Origin of the sequence: Streptomyces sp. URMC 124 (genome assembly GCF_051386455.1) — a bacterium.
GTDB lineage: Bacteria > Actinomycetota > Actinomycetes > Streptomycetales > Streptomycetaceae > Streptomyces.
This window is the reverse complement of record NZ_JBPQTS010000056.1, coordinates 21,468-39,898: the sequence shown is the minus strand read 5'-3', so window position 1 is coordinate 39,898 and position 18,431 is coordinate 21,468. Positions and strand designations below refer to the sequence as shown.

Here is an 18,431-nt window from a genome sequence, read left to right as displayed (position 1 = left end):
CGGGACGGATCGGATGCCGTACGGGATGGGCCGGACGCCGAGCCGGACGGGCCGGGGGCCACGCCCGGCGAGCCGGACGCCGGACCGGACGAACCAGATGCCATACGGGATGGAGCGGATGCCGTACGGGATGGGCCGGACGCCGAGCCGGACGGGCCGGGGGGCACGCCCGCCGAGCCGGACGCCGGACGGGACGAGCCGGATGCCGTACGGGACGGATCGGATGCCGTACGGGATGGGCCGGACGCCGAGCCGGACGGGCCGGGGGCCACGCCCGGCGAGCCGGATGCCGGACCGGACGAGCCGGATGCCGTACGGGACGGGGCCGGCGAGCCGGGTGGGCTCGTTTTCCGGTCGGCGGTACGGGGGGCGCCGCCCGGGGGCGAGCCGCCGCGCCCGGCGCCCCCGCCGGAAGCACCGGATCCGCCGGATCCGGCGGATCCGGCGGCACGGCCCCCGCCCGCGTCGAGCAGCGCTGTGACCTCCTCCGCCGTCGGCATCGCCGACGAGCACGACAGCCGTGTGGCCACCAGCGCCCCGGCCGCGTTGGCGAAGCGCAGCGTGCGTTCGAGGGGCCAGCCGGCCAGCAGCCCGTGGCACAGGGCGCCTCCGAACGCGTCGCCCGCGCCGAGGCCGTTGACGACCTCCACTTCCACGGGCGGCACTTCCGCCGTCGTCCCGTCGCGGTGGACGGCGAGGACGCCCTCGGGCCCCCGTTTGACGACGGCGAGCTCGACCCCGGCGGCGAGCAGCGCCCGCGCGGCGGCGTGCGGGGCGCGCTCGCCGGTGGCGACCTCGCACTCGTCGGCGTTGCCGACGGCGACCGTGGCGTGGGCGAGCGCGGCGGCGTAGTGCGGCCGGGCGGCGGCCATGGCGGCGGGCCCCGTACGCCCGCCCGCGCCCGAGGCGCCGCCCTCGCCGCCCCAGAACAGCGGCCGCCAGTCGAGGTCGAGGACCGTGACGCCGCGGCGCCCGCGCGCCGCGAGCGCGGCCAGCGTCGCGGCCCGGCTGGGCTCCTCGCACAGGCCGGTGCCGGTCGCCCAGAAGATGCGGGCGGCCCCGATCGCGTCCAGGTCGAGCTCGTGGGGGTGGATCTCCAGGTCGGGGGCCTTGGGGCGGCGGTAGAAGTAGAGGGGGAAGTCGTCGGGCGGGAAGATCTCGCAGAAGGTCAGGGGCGTGGGGTACGCGGCGACGGGCGTCACCCACCGGTCGCAGACGCCGAAGTCGCGCAGCGCGTCGTGGAGGTAGTCGCCGAAGGGGTCGGCGCCGGTGCGGCTGATGAGCGCCGTACGCCGGCCGAGCCGGGCCGCGGCGACCGCGACGTTCGCCGCCGAGCCGCCCAGGAACTTCCCGAAGGTCTCGGCGCGGGCCAGCGTCACGCCGGTCTGCAGGGGATACAGGTCCACGCCCACCCGGCCCATGGTGATCAGGTCGAACGGAGCGTCGACCGGGACATCGACCGAGACGTCGACCGGGACGCCGACCGGAACGCCGGACGAAGTGGTGGACGTACGCGGACTCGGCTGGCTCATCGGCGCCCTTCCTGACGATTCGGCTCAGGTCTAGCCGGGTCCGCCGGACCCTGTCAAGGATTTGTCCTTACATATAGACGTGAACCGAAGGCGCCTTGACGTTACGTCCGTATGTCCGGACGAAGCCTTGACACTCCCCCGCCCCGCTAGGAAGCTACGGGCAATCCCGCCCTCGCCCGAGGAGAGCCACGATGCCCGATCCCCACGCGTCGCCCCCGGCCGCCGACCGCCGCCGGATCCGGGTCGGCTCCGCCCCCGACTCCTGGGGCGTCTGGTTCGCCGACGATCCGGCGCAACTGCCGTGGCGGCAGTTCCTGGACGAGGTCTCCGAGGCGGGCTACGAGTGGATCGAGCTGGGCCCCTACGGCTACCTGCCGACCGACGCCGCCCGCCTGCGCGACGAGACGCAGCGCCGCGGTCTCACCGTCTCCGCCGGCACGGTCTTCACCGCACTGCACCGCGGGCCGGCCGCCTGGGAGGCGACCTGGGCGCACGTCGCGCCCGTCGCCGAGCTCACCGCGGCCATGGGCGCCCGCCACCTGGTCGTCATCCCCTCCTTCTGGCGCGACGACAAGACCGCCGAGGTCATCGAGGACCCCGAGCTGAGCGCGGAGCAGTGGCGCCACCTCGCCGCCGGCACGGAGCGGCTCGCCCGCGAGGTCCGCGAGCGCTACGGGCTCGGCATCGTCGTCCACCCGCACGCCGACACCCACATCGACAGCGAGGCGCACGTCGAGCGCTTCCTCGACGCGACGGACGCGTCGCTGGTCGGCCTGTGCCTGGACACGGGGCACTACGCATACTGCGGCGGCGACAGCGTGCGGCTCATCGAGACGTACGGCGAACGGATCGGCTACCTCCACCTCAAGCAGGTCGACCCGGAGGTCCTCGCCGACGTCCTCGCCAAGGGGACGGCCTTCGGGCCCGCGGTGCGGCAGGGCGTCATGTGCGAGCCGCCGCACGGAGTCCCGGCGCTGGAGCCCGTCATCGACGCGGCGTCCCGGCTGGACGCGGACCTGTTCGCCATCGTGGAACAGGACATGTACCCGTGCCCGCCCGACCGGCCGCTGCCGATCGCGCGGCGCACGCGGGGATTCCTGCGCGGCTGCGGCGTCTGAGACCCGGGAAGTGGCACACACATGACACACATGGCACGTATGACACGCAAGACACGCACGGAGCACGAAGGCACCCTCGGCGTCGCCGTCATCGGCACGGGAAGGATGGGCTCCGACCACGTCCGGCGCATCGACGAGGTCATCAGCGGGGCCCGGGTGGCCGCGGTCATAGACGTCGACGGCGAGCGCGCGGAGAAGGTGGCGCGGGGCGTCCCCGGGTGCGCGGCCCATACGGACGCCGCGGCCGCGATGGACGCGCCCGGCGTGGACGCCGTGCTCGTCGCCTCGCCCGGGCCCGCGCACGAGGCGGCACTGCTGGAGGCCCTCGCGCGCGACCTGCCCGTGCTGTGCGAGAAGCCCCTCACCCCCGATGCCGCGTCCGCGCTGCGGGTGCTGGACGCGGAGGTCCGGCTCGGGCACCGGCGGGTGCAGGTCGGCTTCATGCGGCGCTACGACGCCGAGTACGTGCAGCTCAAGGCGCTGCTCGACGGCGGGGCGCTCGGGCGGGCGCTGATGCTGCACTGCCGTCACCGCAACGTCGCCACGCCGCCGGGCTTCACCGAAGCGATGATGATCAACGACTCGGTGGTCCACGAGATCGATGCCACGCGGTGGCTGCTGGGGCAGGAGATCACGGCGGTGAGCGTGCTGAAACCGGCGCCCTCGTCCGCGGCGCCGGGCGCCCTGAGCGACCCTCAGCTCGTCATCCTGGAAGCGTCCGGCGGGGCCGTGGCCGACGTCGAGATCTTCGTCAACTGCGGCTTCGGCTACCAGGTGCAGTGCGAGGCCGTGGCCGAGCGCGGCAGCGCGCGGCTCGGCGACGCGCACGGGCTGTACGTGAACGCGGCCGGCCGCTGGGGCGGCGCCGTCGCCCAGGACTTCCTGGACCGCTTCCGCGACGCGTACGACCGCGAGGTCCAGCACTGGGTCGACGCGACGCGACGCGGGGTGACGGAGGGGCCGAGCGCGTGGGACGGGTACGCGGCGGCGGCCGTCTGCGAAGCGGGCGTCCGGGCCCAGTCCTCGGGCGCCCGCACGGAAGTCGACTTGGCGCCCCGGCCACCCCTGTACGCCTGATGCCACGCGCCCGCGCCGCCGCCGCGGCGGCGACCGACCCCGCGGCGCGGACCGGCGGTGCCGGACCACCTCACCCCCCGACAGGTCGGAGGCAGTCATGCGGATCGGAGTCGTCGGGGCCGGGCGGATCGGGGCGCATCATGCGGCGGTCCTCGCCTCGGTCGCCGGAGTCGACGCGCTCGTCATCGCGGACACCGCACACCACCGCGCCGCGGCCCTGGCCGCACGCGTCGGCGCCCGCACCGCCCCCGCCCCTCACGCCGTCTTCGACGGCGGCGTCGACGCGGTCGTGATCACGGCGGCGACCTCCGCCCACCCCGATCTCATCGTGCGCGCGGCCCGCGCCGGCCTGCCCGCCTTCTGCGAGAAGCCGGTGGCCCTGGACGTCCCGGGGACGCTGCGCGCGCTGCGCGAGGCGGACGCCGCGGGGACGCTGCTGCAGCTGGGGTTCCAGCGGCGCTTCGACGCCGGCTTCCGCGCCGCGCGCGACGCGCTGCGTTCGGGGCGCCTGGGACGCGTGCACACCATCCGCACGGTCACGTCCGACCCCGCGCCCCCGCCGCCGGAGTTCCTGGCCTCCTCGGGCGGGCTGATCCGCGACTGCCTGGTGCACGACTTCGACGCGGTGCGCTGGCTGACCGGCCGGGAGGTGACGGAGGTGTACGCGCGGGGCGCGACCGGCGGCGCGAGCGCGGACGTCTTCCGGGCCGCGGGCGACGTGGACACGGCCGCCGTCCTGCTCACCCTGGACGACGGCACTCTGGTGACGGCGACGGCGACCCGCTGCAACGGCGCCGGCTACGACGTGCGGACGGAGCTGTCCGGGGAGCGCGACCAGTGGGTCGTGGGCCTGGACGCCCGTACGCCCGCAACGTCGGCCGAGCCGTCCGGTCCGCCTCCTCCGGCCCGCCCCTGGACCGGCTTCCTGGAGCGGTTCGGGCCCGCGTACCGCGCCGAGCTGACCGCCTTCGTCCGGGCGGTCCGCGGCGAGGCGCCCAATCCTTGCCCGGGCCGCGAGGGCCTGCACGCCCTGCTGGTGGCGGAGGCGTGCGAGACGTCCCGCCGGGAGAACCGGCCGGTCCGCCCGGACGTCCCCGCGGAACCGGAACTAGAACTAGAACCAGAACCGGGACCGGGACCGGAACCGGACGGCTGGTAGCGGGCCTCGGGTTCAACGGCATCAACGACATCAACGGGGTCATACCCACGTCACAGGCGTCACGTTCCCGCCGCCCTTCGGTCACAGCCGTACGACAGCGCCGCATGGACGGTCACTCTCCGTCGTTCACACGGACAACAGTCGTGGTGATCGACAAGGCCGCGCCGCAGCTCCCCCGACGGATCCCCCTCCGTCGCTGCGGCGCAGCGGAGAGGCGCGAGATGACTGACCGTCGACTCTGGTCCTACAAGGAGATCGCAGCGCACATCGGCGTACAGACCGATACCGTGCGGACCTACCGCAAGCACGGGTTGCTGCCCCAGCCCGACCTGACCGAGGGCGGCAAGCCCTACTGGTTCGCGGACACCGTCCGCGCCTGGGTGGCCGCCCGCCCGGGCAACCGCTCCCGGCGCGAGGCCGGAAGCTGACCGCAGTCCCTTCCTCCGGCCCCGGACCGCGCCCTGCGGTCCGGGGCCCCGTCGTGGTGCGGGCCACCCACCGCTGCCCGTAACCACCGCGTACGGATGTCCGGTTCACCCCCACAGGAATACCCCCAGGGGGTAAGGTGTTCCCACGGTGCACGGCACAACACGGCACCACGACCGATCCTTTGCGAGGAGAACCGCCATGAGCTCCCAGACCACCGAGTCCACCACCGTCTACCGCGTGACCGGCATGACCTGCGGCCACTGCGAGTCCGCGGTGACGGAGGAGATCTCCGCCCTGCCCGGCGTGGTGTCCGTCAAGGCCGTCGCCGCCTCCGGCCAGGTCACCGTGGTCTCCTCGGCCCCGCTGGACGACGAGGCCGTCCGCGCCGCGGTGGACGAGGCGGGCTACGAGCTCGCCGGCCGCGACTGACCGGCCGCGGGCGAGGCACCCGCAACCGCATAAGTGACACAACACCCACACACTTGACCTCTTGCCCGACTGCGCCCGTTATGGCAAGAGACCTAGATCATAGCAATCCCAACGTAACCATTGCGGGGGGTCGGGGGTCTAACCAGGCAGTGCTGGATCGTCTTGGGGGACGGTACCGGCCACGCGTGGCCGGGGCACGTACCCGGGGAGCTTTGAGCGGCCCTCCCGTACGTACGCGTCCCGGCAGATCGCGTCGGTCGCGCGCACCGAGGCTCCCGGCCGGATCCCGTGGGGGGAATCCGTCCCGGGGAACGGGAAGCGCCCCGCTCCGACCCGTGGGGGGATCGGAGGCGGGGCGCTTTTCAAGCCCTTGCGAAAAGCCCTGAGAGCCATGGCGGCTCTCAGGGCTTTTGTCGGCTCACGGCCGGGTGCTGCCGCTGTGCGGTCAGGCGCGCTCGACCGGCAGGTCGCGCTCGACGACACCGGTGTAGATCTGGCGCGGGCGGCCGATGCGGGAACCCGGCTCCTTGATCATCTCGTGCCACTGGGCGATCCAGCCCGGGAGGCGGCCGAGGGCGAAGAGCACGGTGAACATCTCGGTCGGGAAGCCCATGGCCCGGTAGATCAGACCGGTGTAGAAGTCCACGTTCGGGTAGAGGTTGCGCGAGACGAAGTAGTCGTCGGAGAGCGCGTGCTCCTCGAGCTTCAGCGCGATGTCGAGCAGCTCGTCGGACTTGCCGAGCGCCGAGAGGACATCGTGCGCCGCCGCCTTGATGATCTTCGCCCGGGGGTCGAAGCTCTTGTAGACGCGGTGCCCGAAGCCCATCAGGCGGACGCCGTCCTCCTTGTTCTTCACCTTGCGGATGAAGGCGTCGACGTCGCCGCCGTTGGCCTGGATACCCTCGAGCATCTCCAGGACCGACTGGTTGGCGCCACCGTGCAGCGGGCCCCACAGGGCGTTGATGCCGGCGGAGATCGACGCGAAGAGGTTGGCCTGCGAGGAGCCCACCAGGCGCACGGTCGAGGTCGAGCAGTTCTGCTCGTGGTCGGCGTGCAGGATCAGCAGCTTGTCGAGCGCGCTGACGACGACCGGGTCCAGCTCGTACTCGGCGGCGGGCACCGAGAAGGTCATGCGCAGGAAGTTCTCGACGTAGCCGAGGTCGTTGCGCGGGTAGACGATCGGGTGACCGATCGACTTCTTGTACGCGTACGCCGCGATCGTCGGCAGCTTGGCCAGCAGCCGGATCGTGGAGAGGTGGCGCTGCTGCTCGTCGAACGGGTTGTGGCTGTCCTGGTAGAAGGTCGACAGCGCGCTGACCACGGAGGACAGCATCGCCATCGGGTGCGCGTCGCGCGGGAAGCCGTCGAAGAACCGCTTGACGTCCTCGTGCAGCAGGGTGTGCTGGGTGATCTCGCCCTTGAAGGTCTCCAGCTCGTCGCCCGAGGGCAGCTCGCCGTTGATCAGCAGGAAGGCGGTCTCGAGGAAGGAGCTGCGCTCGGCGAGCTGCTCGATCGGGTAGCCCCGGTAGCGCAGGATGCCCTGCTCACCGTCGAGGTAGGTGATCGCGGATTTGTAGGCGGCGGTGTTGCCGTAACCGGAGTCCAGGGTCACCAGACCGGTCTGGGCGCGGAGCTTGCTGATATCGAAGCCCTTGTCGCCGACGGTGCTGTCGACCACCGGGTAGGTGTATTCGCCGTCCCCGTACCGCAGTACTACAGAGTTGTCGCTCACGTCATCCCTCACCGACGTTGTGCCTCTTCTTCGAGGTGCCCTGACTACCCCTACCTTCCCCCATTTGGACGATGCACGTGCACTCGGGGTCGGCCATAGGGCCTAAAGACGGCACTCAGTGCCGCCCAGCCTGGCCATACTGCCCCCTTCGCCCCGGTTGGTAAACCGATGAGAGACGAATCCCACCCCGGATCCGCGCCCTCCGGGGCCGCTTCGCGCGCCGGAATGGCCCTTTCGACCCTTCACAAGACCTCCCCGAGCGGACTCACCTCGCCAGCCGGTGATCGAGCGCCGTACACCTCCTGCCTGCGGATACGGTCCGTACGGCCTGCCCGAGCGCCTTCCGCGAGCCCACCAGCACCACCAGCCGCTTTGCCCTGGTTACGGCGGTATAGAGAAGATTGCGCTGCAGCATCATCCAGGCCCCCGTGGTGACGGGGATCACCACGGCCGGATACTCACTTCCCTGCGAGCGGTGGATGGTCACGGCGTAGGCGTGCGCGAGCTCGTCGAGTTCGTCGAAGTCGTAGCCCACCTCCTCGTCCTCGTCGGTGCGCACGGTCAGCCGCTGCTCGACGACGTCGAGCCCGGTGACGACGCCCACCGTTCCATTGAAGACGCCGTTCTGCCCCTTTTCGTAGTTGTTGCGCACTTGGGTGACCTTGTCGCCGACGCGGAAGACCCGGCCGCCGAAGCGCTTCTCGGCCAGATCCGGCCGGGCGGGCGTAATGGCCTGCTGGAGCAGCCCGTTGAGGGTGCCGGCGCCCGCGGGGCCGCGGTGCATCGGCGCCAGGACCTGCACGTCCCGGCGGGGGTCGAGCCCGAACTTGGCGGGGATGCGCCTCGCCGCCACGTCCACGGTGAGGCGGCCCGCCTCCTCGGTGTCCTCCTCGGCGAAGAGGAAGAAATCCGTCATCCCCTGAGTGAGGGGCGGTGCCCCGGAGTTGATGCGGTGCGCATTGGTGACCACGCCGGACTGCTGCGCCTGCCGGAAGATGCGGGTGAGCCGGACGGCGGGGACGGGGCCGCCGGGTGCCAGGAGGTCGCGGAGCACCTCCCCGGCCCCCACGGAGGGCAGTTGGTCGACGTCTCCCACCAGAAGCAGGTGGGCCCCCGGGGGCACGGCTTTGACGAGCTTGTTGGCCAGCAGCAGGTCGAGCATGGAGGCCTCGTCCACGACGACCAGGTCGGCGTCCAGGGGGCGGTCCTTGTCGTACGCGGCGTCGCCGCCGGGCTTGAGTTCCAGGAGCCGGTGAACGGTGGACGCCTCGGCGCCCGTGAGCTCGGAGAGCCGTTTCGCGGCCCGCCCGGTGGGCGCCGCGAGCACCACCTTCGCCCCCCTGGCCCGGGCCAGTTCGACCACGGACCGGACGGTGAAGGACTTGCCGCAGCCGGGCCCCCCGGTGAGCACCGCGACCTTGCTGGTGAGCGCGAGCCGGACCGCCTCGCGCTGCTCGGGGGCCAGCTGCGCGCCCGTGCGGCCCGCGAGCCAGGTCAGGGCCCGGTCCCAGTCGACGTCGCCGAAGGCGGCGAGCCGGTCGCCGGCGGCGCCCAGCAGCCGCTTCACCTGTCCCGCCAGGGACAGTTCGGCGCGGTGGAAGGGGACGAGGTAGACGGCGGTGACGGGCTGCCCGTCCTCCGGGCCGGGGACGCTCTCGCGGACGACGCCCGGCTCCTCCTCGCCGTCCTGCGCCGCCAGTTCGGCCAGGCAGTCGATGACGAGGCCGGTGTCGACCTGGAGGAGCTTCACGGCGTCCGCGATCAGCCGCTCCTCGGGGAGATAGCAGTGGCCCTGGTCGGTGGACTGGGAAAGGGCGTACTGCAGACCGGCCTTGACCCGCTCGGGGCTGTCGTGCGGAATGCCGACGGCCTGGGCGATGCGGTCTGCGGTGAGGAAGCCGATGCCCCAGACGTCGGCCGCCAGGCGGTAGGGCTGGTTGCGGGTGACGGAGATGGAGGCGTCGCCGTACTTCTTGTAGATGCGCACGGCGATGGACGTGGAGACGCCCACCCCCTGGAGGAAGACCATGACCTCCTTGATGGCCTTCTGCTCCTCCCACGCGGCGCCGATCAGCTTCGTGCGCTTCGGGCCGAGGCCGGGGACCTCCACGAGGCGGCCGGGGTCGCTCTCGATGACGTCGAGGGTGTCCGTGCCGAAGTGCTCGGTGATGCGGTCGGCGATGCGCGGGCCGATGCCCTTGATCAGGCCGGAGCCCAGGTAGCGGCGGATGCCCTGGATGGTGGCGGGCAGGACGGTGGTGTAGTTCTCGACGGTGAACTGCCGCCCGTACTGCGGGTGGGAGCCCCAGCGGCCCTCCAGGCGCAGGGATTCCCCCGGCTGGGCGCCGAGCAGCGAGCCGACCACCGTGAGGAGGTCGCCGCCGCCGCGGCCGGTGTCGACGCGGGCGACCGTATAGCCGCTCTCCTCATTGGCGTAGGTGATCCGCTCCAGGACACCTTCGACGACTGCCATCTGGACCATGCACCGACGGTACCGCCGTGGTCTGACAGGTGTTCGGGCCTGTGGACAACTCCCGGGCCTGCGGTGGCGCGACGGTAAGGCAGAGGGGCCCGGTCCGACGACCGGGCCCCTCGTTTCCCCCCAAAACCGGCTTCCCCTGAATCCCCCCGGATCCCTCCCCGGGAAGCCCGACGCACAGTACGACCCACCCCGGCCGCAAAGGGTTGCAGCGCTTTCAAGGAGTTATCGTTCCGTTACCCCTTGTGCGATTTCAGGTCTCGCGGCTACCCCAGGTAAGCCCAGGTCATACCGAGGGTAACGATTCGGCGCCTCCATGCCGTCCTCCACGTCAGGGGCGTTTCCCGCCCGCCTTCGGGGAACCCGTTCCCCATGAAGCTCGCTTTCTCCACCCTCGGAGTGCCCGGACTGCCCCTGCCGGAGGTGGTGCGGCTGGCCCGCACGCACGGCTGGGACGGCGTGGAGCTGCGCGCCCACCCGGAGGAGCCCGTCCACCCGGGGTCCGGGGCGAAGGAGCGGGAGGCGGCGGTCGCCGAGTTCGCCGGGGCGGGCGTGGAGGTCCTGGCGGTGGCCGGGTACGCGCAGGTGGCCGCCCCGGGCGACGACGAGCCCGTGCTGCACGAGCTGTCCGGCCTGGTCCACCTGGCGGCCGACCTCGGCGCACGCTACGTGCGGGTCTTCCCCGGCGGCGGCGACCGCCCCGCGGAGGAGGCCGACGCGACGGCCGCCCGGCGGCTGGGCACGGTGGCCCCCCTCGCCGCCGACCGGGGCGTGCACGTGCTGCTGGAGACGCACGACTCGCACCGCCGGGCCGCCGACGCCGCCCGCGTGCTCGGCCCCGTGGGCCACTCCAGCATCGGCGCCCTGTGGGACGTCCTGCACACCTGGCTCGGCGGCGAGACGCCCGCCGAGAGCTTCCCCGTGCTGGCCCCGCACCTGGGCTACGTACAGGTGAAGGACGTCGCTTCGGCCGGAGCGCTCGATCCGCTGCCGCTGGGCGCCGGAGTGCTGCCGCTCGCCGAGTGCGTGCGCGTGCTCACCGGGTCGGGCTGGGACGGCTGGCTGTGCTGGGAGTACGAGAAGCGCTGGCATCCGCAGGCGGCCGGTTTCGAGCAACTGGCGGCGCGGGGGGCGGAGTACTTGCGCGGGCTGCTCGCCGCCCGGCCAGGGCCGTGACCCCCACCCCGGACACCAGCAGCACCGCAGCGCCCCAGCGCAGCGGACTGACGCCCTCGCCCAGCACGAGCGCCGCCGACGACATACCGAAGACGGGCACCAGCAGGGTGAAGGGCGCGACCGCCGAGGCGTCGTAGGTGCGCAGCAGGAAGCCCCACGCGCCGAAGCCGAGGACGGTGGAGACCCAGGCGACGAAGAGGATCGCCCCGGCGCCGCTCCAGTCGAGCGACCGCAGCGCCTCGGCGTCCGCCTGCGGACCCTCGAAGAGGAGCGAGAGCAGCAGGAGCGGCAGCACCGGCACGGTGCTCACCCACACCATGAAACGCAGCGCGTCGGGCGGGGCGGCCTTGCGGGTGATCACGTTGGACACGCCCCACAGGGCCGCGGCGCCCACGACGAGCGCGAAGCCGAGGAGCGTTCCGGAGGTGCCCTCGTCGACGGCGGCCACCGCGATCCCGGCTAGGGCCAGGCCCATGCCGAGCAGGCGGGTGCGGCCGAGGCGTTCGCCCAGTGCGGCGACGGCGAAGAGGGCGGTGAAGACGGCCTGCACCTGCAGGACGAGCGAGGACAGGCCGGCCGGCATCCCCAGGTGCATGCCGGTGAACAGCAGGCCGAACTTGCCGACGCCGAGGACCAGTCCGACGGCGACGATCCAGCGCGTCCCGACCTGCGGCCGGCCGACGAGGAAGACGGCCGGCACGGCTGCGGCGAGGAAGCGCAGGGCGGAGAAGAGCAGCGGCGGGAAGTGGTCGAGGCCGACGTCGATGACGACGAAGTTGACGCCCCAGACGGCGGCGACGAGAACGGCGAGGGCGAGGTGCAGGGGACGCATACGGGCAAGCGTCGCCGCCCCGACTCTGTAGCACCAGCACAGGCTCCTTCATGATGGGATTCAGCAACGCTGAAATGACGAGCGGAAACGACGGGCTGAATCGACGGGCCGCATCGACGAGGGGACTTCCCGTGCTGGACCTGACCCGCCTGCGGGCGCTGCACGCGGTGTCGGTGCACGGTTCGGTGAGCGCCGCTGCCGCGGCTCTGGGCTACACGCCGTCGGCCGTCTCGCAGGCCGTCACCAAGCTGGAGCGCGAGACGCGCACGACGCTGCTGGAGCGGCGCGGGCGGGGCGTGGCCCTGACCGACGAGGGCCGGCACCTGGCCGCCACGGCCCGGCAGTTGCTGGCCCTGGTCGAGCGGGCGGAGACGGAGCTGGAGGAGCGCCGGGGACGCCCGGCGGGCCGGCTGGTCATCGGGGCGTTCGCGTCGGCCGCGCGCGGCCTGCTGCCCGGCGTGCTCGCCCGGCTCGGCAGCGACCACCCGGCGCTCGACGCCCGCCTGCTGGAGGTGGATCCGCACCTGTCGGCCGACCTGGTCTCCCAAGGGGTCATCGACCTCGCGGTCACGCACGACTGGGACATCGCCCCGCTGGCCGCTCCCGAGGGCCTGGAGCGGGCGGTGATCGGTGAGGACCGGTGCGACGTGCTGGTGCCGGAGGGGCACCCGCTCGCCGCCCGTGACGTGCTCGACCGGACGGACCTGCCGCACCACCGCTGGATCTGCCAGCCGCCGGGTGCCGTCTGCCACGACTGGCTCGTACGGACGCTGCGCGCCACCGGCCACGAGCCGAACCTCGCGTACCAGGCCGCCGAGAACCACACCCACATCGCCCTGGTCGCCGCGGGCCTCGGCATCACGCTCATGCCCCGCCTGGGGCGGGGCCCGCTGCCTCAGGGCGTGCGCGCCGTGCCGCTCGAACCGGTGCCCGTGCGGCGCCTCTTCGCCCTGTGGCGCGCGGGAGCCGCCCGCCGGCCCGCGATCACCGAGGCCGTCCGCACGCTCCACGAGCAGTGGCCCCTGAGGACGTTCTGAACCACCCGCCGGAGCGCCTTGAGCAGCTGGTCAACCGTCTTGAGCGCATGGTTGCACCACCCGCTCAAATCGTATGATGCAGCCTCGGCGAGAGGGCAGCACACATGACGGTGGACACCAAGGAACGGCTGATCCGGGCGGCGGACACCGTGCTGCGGACGCAGGGCTACGCCAAGTCGAGCGCGCGGACCATCGCCAAGGAGGCGGAGGTCAACTCGGCCCTGGTCTTCTACCACTTCGGGGGCGTCGACCCCTTGCTGTTCGCGGCGCTCGACCGCTCCTCCGCCGAGCGCATGGAGCTGCTCACCGAGGCGGTCGCGGACGCCCGCACCCTCGAGGACCTCGTGGACGCCGGCACCCGCGTGTACCGCAGCGACATCGAGGCCGGGCACCTGGCGCTGTTCTCCGAGCTCGTCGCGGCCGCCGTCGCCAAGCCGGAGCTGCGCGCGGAGATCCGGGAGCGGGCCGAGCCGTGGATCGCCTTCGTCGAGGAGACCCTGGAGCGGGTCATCGGCGGGACGCCGCTCGCGCGCCTGACCCCGCCGCGCGACCTCGCCAACGCCGCGATCACCTTCTACCTCGGGGTCAACCTCTTCACCGTCCTGGACAGCGACCGCTCCCGTACGGAGTCGGTGTTCGCGATGGCCCGGCGGCTCGCGCCGCGCGCACGGCTGCTGACCCGGCGGCTGCCCGCGCTCGGCGGGAAGCGGCGCGCGCACGACTGACGCGCGCCCGGTGCCGGAACCGCTCCGGCGCGCCTCGCGTCCAAGGGCCGTGCTGCCGTCGTACCCCCGCAGAGCGGTGTCGGCCCGCGCCGCCGGCCGGTTGCTGACCTCCCTCTCCGCCGCCTGCGGAAGGCAGCGCACCGTCGTCGGCGCGCCCCCCGTTCCACAGCGCCGGCGGCGGGTCCGGCCGGCGGAGGTGCGGGTACGGCGTACGGGCAGGGCGTGCGGGGGGTACGGGCACAGCGCGCGCATCCGGCGTACGCCTGGTGGCACGCGCCCGCACACACACCGTTTCCACCGCCCCTGTGCGCCCGGCACGTCTGGTGCGCGCCGGGCCCGGGAAGCCAGGCTGGAGCGCACCGGGGGACGGGGGACACCATGGGCCATGGCGCGCCGCGCACGACGCTGCTCGCGCTCGTGCTGCTCGCGTCCGGCGCGACCGCCGCGCTGAGCGGCTGCCGGGCCCAGCAGCCCGCGGTCCGCGCCGCCGGCGATCCCGCCGCCCACGCCCGCCCGGGGCGCGATCCGACGTTCCTGGCCCGCGGCGAGTGCGCGGGGCACGAGGCGGGCTCCTTCACCGAGATCTCCTGCCGGAGCGGGGAGGCCGCCGCCCGGGTCCTCGCCCGCTACAACGGCCCCCGCTCCGCCGGCCCGCGCTGCCCCGACGAGACCGACTTCGTCCTGCACATCACCGCCGTCGACCAGGGCGCCTCGGAGGAGCGCAGCGCGCCCGAGGGCTACGCCTGCATGCGCAACCTCCAGCCTCCGCACCCGGGCGACCCGGGCATGGGCGGCGGGCCGGTGACGGTGACCGGCGACTGCCTCTACACCCAGCGGGACGGGGTGGTGAAGGAGACCGCCTGCGACGGCTCGGCGGCCCACGCCCCCGAGTACCGCATCACGACCGAGGTCGGGGCCCGTCCGGAGTGCCCGCCCGAGACCGACCTGTACGTACAAGTGGGCGGCGGGGCACCCGTGGGGTGCGCCCGCCGCCTGGTCTAGCCCGCCTCGGGGGCGGTCGCGGTTACGGCCGGAGGCCCTGCCGCCGCTCGACGACCGGCTTGTCGAGCTTCGCGTCGTACGCGGCGAGCGGCTTGGCGTGCGACTCGTCCGAGCGGACGGCTGCCGGGGCCACGCCGGCCCACTGCAGGACCTTGGCGGTGGCCTTGGCCCGCTCGTCGGCGACCAGCTGCGCGATGTTCGAGCCGTGGTTGCCGCCGGGCGCGTAGAAGCGGTAGTCGTCGCGCGCGGCCGCGTTCTTGCCGAGGCGGAACGGCTCGCCGCTCCACGGGTCGTTCTGCCCGTAGACGAAGAGCATCCGCTCGCTGTCCTCGCGCACCCAGCGGTCGACGTCGGCCATGACGCCGCGACGGAACTTCATCGGGATCTCCCGCGGCACGTACGCGCGCGGGTTGAGCGTCTCGGGGTGCCGGAGCAGGCCCCTGATGTGCGCGTTCTTCACGCTCGGCGCGCCGAGCTCGGTGCCCGCCTGGTAGTAGTACGGCGTGAAGCGCTCCAGGCCCTGGTCGGTGTAGCCGTCGAAGCCCGAGATGGTGTCGACGAACTTGTAGAGCTCGTCGGTGGAGGCGTTCGTGGCGGGCACGGAGGCGCACTCGCTCTGCAGGTGGTACTGCCAGAACGACCAGACCAGGTCGACCACGACGTTCTCGAAGGCCTTGTCGATGCTGCCGAGGGTCTTGAAGGTCTTGCCGTTCTCGTCGGCCCACTTCTGGTAGCGGGCGACGAACTCGCCGCGGCGCAGCAGGGCCTGGCGCTGCACCGAGTTGAGCTGGTTGCGGCAGGCCTGGTCGCCGACGTTCGCGAAGAACCGGTCGTAGGCCGAGTCCTCGTTGTTGTCGATGTCGTTGGGCGCGACGTAGGCGACGGTGCCGTTCATGTCGTTCGGGTAGTAGCGGCGGTAGTAGGTCGCCGTCATGCCGCCCTTGGAGCCGCCGGTGGCGAGCCAGTTCTTGCCGTAGACCGGCTTGAGGGCCGCGAAGAGGCGGTGCTGGTCGCTGGCCGCCTGGTAGATGTCGAGCTTCGACCAGTCGGCGGGCTGCGGCCGCGACGGGGTGAAGAATCGGTACTCCATCGACACCTGGTTGCCGTCGACGATGCGGGTCGGCTCACTGCGGCCGGGGTTGGTGTTGACGTTGTAGCCGGAGGTGAAGAAGACGGTCGGCCGGTCCGTCGACTTGTGCAGCAGCGTGAAGCGCTGCTGGAAGGTGCCCTTGGCCGGGTGCCGGTGGTCGACCGGCTGATCGTAGGTCAGGACCAGGTAGCGGTAGCCCTCATAGGGCTTCTCCTCGACCAGCTTCATGCCCGGAATCTTCAGGACGCGGTCCTTGATGTCCGGCTCGGTGGCCTTCTCGGCCGCCCCCGCCGTGGCGCTGCCGGCACCGACGGTGCCCGCGAGCACCGTCAGCGCCAGCAGCCATCTGAGAGCCTTGCGCATTCGCCCTCCCCTGGGTTCGCAAGTTCGCCGCGAACCTACCGGGGGGCCGACCTGCGCACCAGACCCTTTTCTTTCGCCCTCCCCCGTTCCCGCTTCCGTCCTCAGCCGTTCGTCAGCACGACCTTGCCCCGCGTCCGGCCCGTCTCCACCAGGGCGTGGGCCTTCGCCGCCTCCTGCAGCGGCAGTTCGGCCGAGACCTCCACCCGCAGTTCGCCCGCCTCCACCAGCGCGGTGATCGCCTCCAGGCCGGCGCGGTCGGGCTCCACGAGGAAGCCGGTAGCGCGCACGCCCCGCTCCCGGGCGGCCCGCGCGGCCTCGGGGTCCACTCCGGACGGGACCGCCACGAGCAGTCCGCCCGGGCGCAGCGTGCGCAGGGAGCGCAGCTGGTGGGCCGGGTCGCCGATGGAGTCCACGACGAGGTCGGCGTCGCGGACCTCGTCCTCGAAGCGGACGGCGGTGTGGTCGAGGACCTCGTCGGCGCCGAGCGAGCGGACGAAGTCCGCCTTGGCGGGACCGGAGGTGCCGATCACGTACGCGCCGCGGGACTTGGCGATCTGCACGGCGAGGTGGCCGACGCCGCCCGCGGCCGCGTGCACCAGCACGCGCTGCCCCGCGCGGACGCCGGCCGTGTCGACGAGGATCTGCCGGGCGGTCAGGGCGGCCAGCGGCAGCGCGGCGGCCTCGGCGTGGGTCAGGCCCGCGGGCTTGCGCGCGAAGTGCCGGGAGGGCGCGGTGACGTACTCGGCGAACGCGGCTCCCAGGTGCGGGAAGCGCGGCATCCCGTACACCTCGTCCCCGGGCTGGAACAGCGTCACGCCGAAGCCGACGGCCTCCACCGTGCCGGAGACGTCCCAGCCGAGGGTGAAGGGCGGCGCGCCGAGCCAGCCGGCGATGCCCTCGCCGGCCCGGGTCTTGACGTCCACCGGGTTGACGCCGGCCGCGTGCACCCGGACGAGGATCTCGGTGGGCTGCGGCTCGGGGCGCTCGACGTCGGCGAGGCGCAGGACCTCGGGGCCGCCGAAGCGGTCCTGGACGACGGCCTGCATACGGGGGGCGGGTGCGGACATGGGTGCTCCTGTGCGTGACTGCTGGGGTCGGCCCGGTGGCCGCTCACCATGCTGCGCGGCGCCGTCCGCGACGCCCAGACGGCACTTCCGGGTAACCGCTCCGGGAATAGCCCGGGGCCCGGAATCAGTTGTTCCGCGCGTGGAAGACCTGTGCCCCTGCCGTCCCCTCCTCGACCGCCTCGGCGACCGCTGGTCCGCCCTGACGCTGACCCTGCTCGGCGAGGACGGCCCCGCGTACTTCGGCGAGCTGGAGCGCCGCATGAGCCCGGTGAGCCGCAAGGTGCTCACGCAGACGCTGCGCGGGCTGGAGCGGGACGGGCTGGTGCGCCGCACGGTCGAGGACGGGCCCGTGGTGCGGGTGGCGTACGCCCTGACCGGGCTCGGGGAGAGCCTCGCCGGGCCGCTCGCCGCCCTGCGGGGCTGGACGGACCGCCACCAGGAGTCCGTGGAGCAGGCCCGCGCCGCCTACGACGCCGCGCGGCCGGAGCCCGGCGTGACCGTCCTGCGGGAGCGGGCGGCCCTCGGCCGGGCGGCTCCCGCGGAACGCTCCGGGCTCAGTCGTTCCGCTTGAGGTACGTCACGAGCACGACGCCGTTGCCGAACGAACGCGTCCCCTTCAGGTCGTAGCGCTCCGGGGAGAACTCCGCCGAGAACAGCGGGATGCCCTTGCCCGCCACGAACGGGTTGATCTTCACCACGAGCTCGTCGATCTCGGCGCGCAGCTGCCCCGCGAGGTTCGCGCCGCCGCACAGCCAGATGCCCTTGCCCTCCTCCTGCTTGAGGTCGCGGACGAGCTCCACCGGGTCGCCGCTGAAGACGGTCACCGCGGGGTCGGGGCTGGTGGCGAGGGACTGCGAGACGACGTACTGGCGCAGGTGCGGGTACGGGCTGGTCATGCCGATCGACAGGCCGGGCTCGTAGGTGTTGCGGCCCATCAGGACCGTGTCGAAATCCCGGTTCTCCGGGCCCAGGCCGACGGCGTCGCGGCCGCGCGCGGAGACGGTGTCCGGGTAGCTCTCGATCAGGGCCCCGACGTATTCGTCGTCCAGGATCGACATCATGAACTCGAACTCGTCGCCCGGGCCGGCGATGAAGCCGTCGATGGTGGTGGCGATGAAGTAGGTGAGCTTGCGCATGGGTTCCCCCGCTCGGTACGTATCGCCTCGTCAGAGGTCTGCCGGGCG

15 protein-coding genes and 2 pseudogenes are annotated in these 18,431 nt (G+C 72.9%); 10 read left to right on the top strand and 7 right to left on the bottom strand.

Going from position 1 to position 18,431, the window contains the following annotated elements; genetic code table 11:
* Nucleotides 1–461: 461 nt before the first annotated feature.
* Nucleotides 462–1,421, bottom strand: a pseudogene (gene iolC, locus ACSNOG_RS14530) (5-dehydro-2-deoxygluconokinase); the annotation flags it as partial.
* A 302-nt stretch (nt 1,422–1,723) separates the two neighbouring features.
* On the opposite strand from iolC, the gene ACSNOG_RS14525 reads away from it, so the two are divergent.
* The 5 genes from ACSNOG_RS14525 (at nt 1,724) to ACSNOG_RS14505 (ending at nt 5,744) form a co-directional block, all read left to right on the top strand.
* Nucleotides 1,724–2,650, top strand: a complete 927-nt coding sequence (locus ACSNOG_RS14525; RefSeq protein WP_436753051.1) for a sugar phosphate isomerase/epimerase family protein — start codon at nt 1,724–1,726, stop codon at nt 2,648–2,650.
* A 39-nt stretch (nt 2,651–2,689) separates the two neighbouring features.
* Nucleotides 2,690–3,727: a Gfo/Idh/MocA family protein gene (locus tag ACSNOG_RS14520; protein ID WP_436753050.1), complete on the top strand. Its 1,038-nt coding sequence runs from the start codon at nt 2,690–2,692 to the stop codon at nt 3,725–3,727.
* Between the two features lie 97 nt (nt 3,728–3,824).
* On the top strand, nt 3,825–4,886 hold the full coding sequence (locus ACSNOG_RS14515; protein WP_436753049.1) for a Gfo/Idh/MocA family protein: 1,062 nt from the start codon (nt 3,825–3,827) through the stop codon (nt 4,884–4,886).
* Between the two features lie 221 nt (nt 4,887–5,107).
* Nucleotides 5,108–5,314: a helix-turn-helix transcriptional regulator gene (locus ACSNOG_RS14510; RefSeq protein ID WP_436753048.1), complete on the top strand. Its 207-nt coding sequence runs from the start codon at nt 5,108–5,110 to the stop codon at nt 5,312–5,314.
* A 199-nt stretch (nt 5,315–5,513) separates the two neighbouring features.
* Entirely contained in the window at nt 5,514–5,744 is a 231-nt protein-coding gene (locus ACSNOG_RS14505; protein WP_436753047.1) for a heavy-metal-associated domain-containing protein, read from the top strand.
* 445 nt (nt 5,745–6,189) lie between these two features.
* Here ACSNOG_RS14505 and ACSNOG_RS14500 read toward each other — a convergent pair whose 3' ends face one another.
* Both ACSNOG_RS14500 and recD2 read right to left on the bottom strand, forming a co-directional pair.
* Nucleotides 6,190–7,476 (bottom strand): citrate synthase, encoded by a 1,287-nt coding sequence (locus ACSNOG_RS14500; protein WP_436753046.1) that lies wholly within the window; start codon nt 7,474–7,476, stop codon nt 6,190–6,192.
* A gap of 265 nt (nt 7,477–7,741) precedes the next feature.
* Complete coding sequence (gene recD2 / locus ACSNOG_RS14495; protein ID WP_436753045.1) at nt 7,742–9,958, bottom strand: SF1B family DNA helicase RecD2; 2,217 nt, start codon at nt 9,956–9,958, stop codon at nt 7,742–7,744.
* Nucleotides 9,959–10,327: 369 nt separating this feature from the next.
* Here recD2 and ACSNOG_RS14490 point away from each other — a divergent pair.
* Nucleotides 10,328–11,110, top strand: a pseudogene (locus ACSNOG_RS14490) (sugar phosphate isomerase/epimerase family protein); the annotation flags it as partial.
* On the opposite strand, the gene ACSNOG_RS14485 reads toward ACSNOG_RS14490, so the two are convergent.
* On the bottom strand, nt 10,992–11,963 hold the full coding sequence (locus tag ACSNOG_RS14485) for an EamA family transporter (RefSeq protein WP_436753044.1): 972 nt from the start codon (nt 11,961–11,963) through the stop codon (nt 10,992–10,994). The pseudogene ACSNOG_RS14490 and the gene ACSNOG_RS14485 overlap by 119 nt on opposite strands.
* Nucleotides 11,964–12,094: 131 nt before the next feature.
* Here ACSNOG_RS14485 and ACSNOG_RS14480 point away from each other — a divergent pair, with 131 nt between their 5' ends.
* The 3 genes from ACSNOG_RS14480 (at nt 12,095) to ACSNOG_RS14470 (ending at nt 14,727) form a co-directional block, all read left to right on the top strand.
* Complete coding sequence (locus tag ACSNOG_RS14480; protein WP_436753043.1) at nt 12,095–13,000, top strand: LysR family transcriptional regulator; 906 nt, start codon at nt 12,095–12,097, stop codon at nt 12,998–13,000.
* A gap of 104 nt (nt 13,001–13,104) precedes the next feature.
* The gene (locus ACSNOG_RS14475) at nt 13,105–13,725 is read left to right on the top strand and encodes a TetR/AcrR family transcriptional regulator (RefSeq protein WP_436753042.1); all 621 of its coding nucleotides are present in this window, start codon (nt 13,105–13,107) and stop codon (nt 13,723–13,725) included.
* 378 nt (nt 13,726–14,103) lie between these two features.
* Nucleotides 14,104–14,727 (top strand): hypothetical protein, encoded by a 624-nt coding sequence (locus tag ACSNOG_RS14470; RefSeq protein WP_436753041.1) that lies wholly within the window; start codon nt 14,104–14,106, stop codon nt 14,725–14,727.
* Between the two features lie 22 nt (nt 14,728–14,749).
* Here the strand turns inward: ACSNOG_RS14470 and ACSNOG_RS14465 are convergent, their stop codons facing one another.
* Together ACSNOG_RS14465 and ACSNOG_RS14460 are read right to left on the bottom strand one after the other, a co-directional pair.
* Nucleotides 14,750–16,180, bottom strand: a complete 1,431-nt coding sequence (locus tag ACSNOG_RS14465; RefSeq protein WP_436753040.1) for a S28 family serine protease — start codon at nt 16,178–16,180, stop codon at nt 14,750–14,752.
* A gap of 101 nt (nt 16,181–16,281) precedes the next feature.
* Entirely contained in the window at nt 16,282–17,247 is a 966-nt protein-coding gene (locus ACSNOG_RS14460; protein ID WP_436753039.1) for an NADP-dependent oxidoreductase, read from the bottom strand.
* A gap of 139 nt (nt 17,248–17,386) precedes the next feature.
* Here ACSNOG_RS14460 and ACSNOG_RS14455 point away from each other — a divergent pair, with 139 nt between their 5' ends.
* Nucleotides 17,387–17,818, top strand: coding sequence for a winged helix-turn-helix transcriptional regulator (locus ACSNOG_RS14455; protein WP_436753038.1), 432 nt, complete (start codon nt 17,387–17,389; stop codon nt 17,816–17,818).
* On the opposite strand, the gene ACSNOG_RS14450 is transcribed toward ACSNOG_RS14455, so the two are convergent.
* Nucleotides 17,802–18,383 carry a dihydrofolate reductase family protein gene (locus ACSNOG_RS14450; protein ID WP_436753037.1) on the bottom strand — a complete coding sequence of 194 codons (582 nt, stop codon included), beginning with the start codon at nt 18,381–18,383 and terminating at the stop codon, nt 17,802–17,804. The two genes, ACSNOG_RS14455 and ACSNOG_RS14450, sit on opposite strands and share 17 nt — an antisense overlap.
* Between the last annotated feature and the right edge of the window lie 48 nt (nt 18,384–18,431).

What these genes read in the sequence shown, in the direction of transcription:
- ACSNOG_RS14525 (WP_436753051.1), top strand. Translation starts at nt 1,724, where the DNA reads ATGCCCGATCCCCACGCGTCGCCCCCGGCCGCCGACCGCCGCCGGATC.
- ACSNOG_RS14520 (WP_436753050.1), top strand. Translation starts at nt 2,690, where the DNA reads ATGACACGCAAGACACGCACGGAGCACGAAGGCACCCTCGGCGTCGCC.
- ACSNOG_RS14515 (WP_436753049.1), top strand. Translation starts at nt 3,825, where the DNA reads ATGCGGATCGGAGTCGTCGGGGCCGGGCGGATCGGGGCGCATCATGCG.
- ACSNOG_RS14510 (WP_436753048.1), top strand. Translation starts at nt 5,108, where the DNA reads ATGACTGACCGTCGACTCTGGTCCTACAAGGAGATCGCAGCGCACATC.
- ACSNOG_RS14505 (WP_436753047.1), top strand. Translation starts at nt 5,514, where the DNA reads ATGAGCTCCCAGACCACCGAGTCCACCACCGTCTACCGCGTGACCGGC.
- recD2 (WP_436753045.1), bottom strand. Translation starts at nt 9,958, where the DNA reads ATGGTCCAGATGGCAGTCGTCGAAGGTGTCCTGGAGCGGATCACCTAC.
- ACSNOG_RS14485 (WP_436753044.1), bottom strand. Translation starts at nt 11,963, where the DNA reads ATGCGTCCCCTGCACCTCGCCCTCGCCGTTCTCGTCGCCGCCGTCTGG.
- ACSNOG_RS14475 (WP_436753042.1), top strand. Translation starts at nt 13,105, where the DNA reads ATGACGGTGGACACCAAGGAACGGCTGATCCGGGCGGCGGACACCGTG.
- ACSNOG_RS14470 (WP_436753041.1), top strand. Translation starts at nt 14,104, where the DNA reads ATGGGCCATGGCGCGCCGCGCACGACGCTGCTCGCGCTCGTGCTGCTC.
- ACSNOG_RS14465 (WP_436753040.1), bottom strand. Translation starts at nt 16,180, where the DNA reads ATGCGCAAGGCTCTCAGATGGCTGCTGGCGCTGACGGTGCTCGCGGGC.
- ACSNOG_RS14460 (WP_436753039.1), bottom strand. Translation starts at nt 17,247, where the DNA reads ATGTCCGCACCCGCCCCCCGTATGCAGGCCGTCGTCCAGGACCGCTTC.
- ACSNOG_RS14450 (WP_436753037.1), bottom strand. Translation starts at nt 18,383, where the DNA reads ATGCGCAAGCTCACCTACTTCATCGCCACCACCATCGACGGCTTCATC.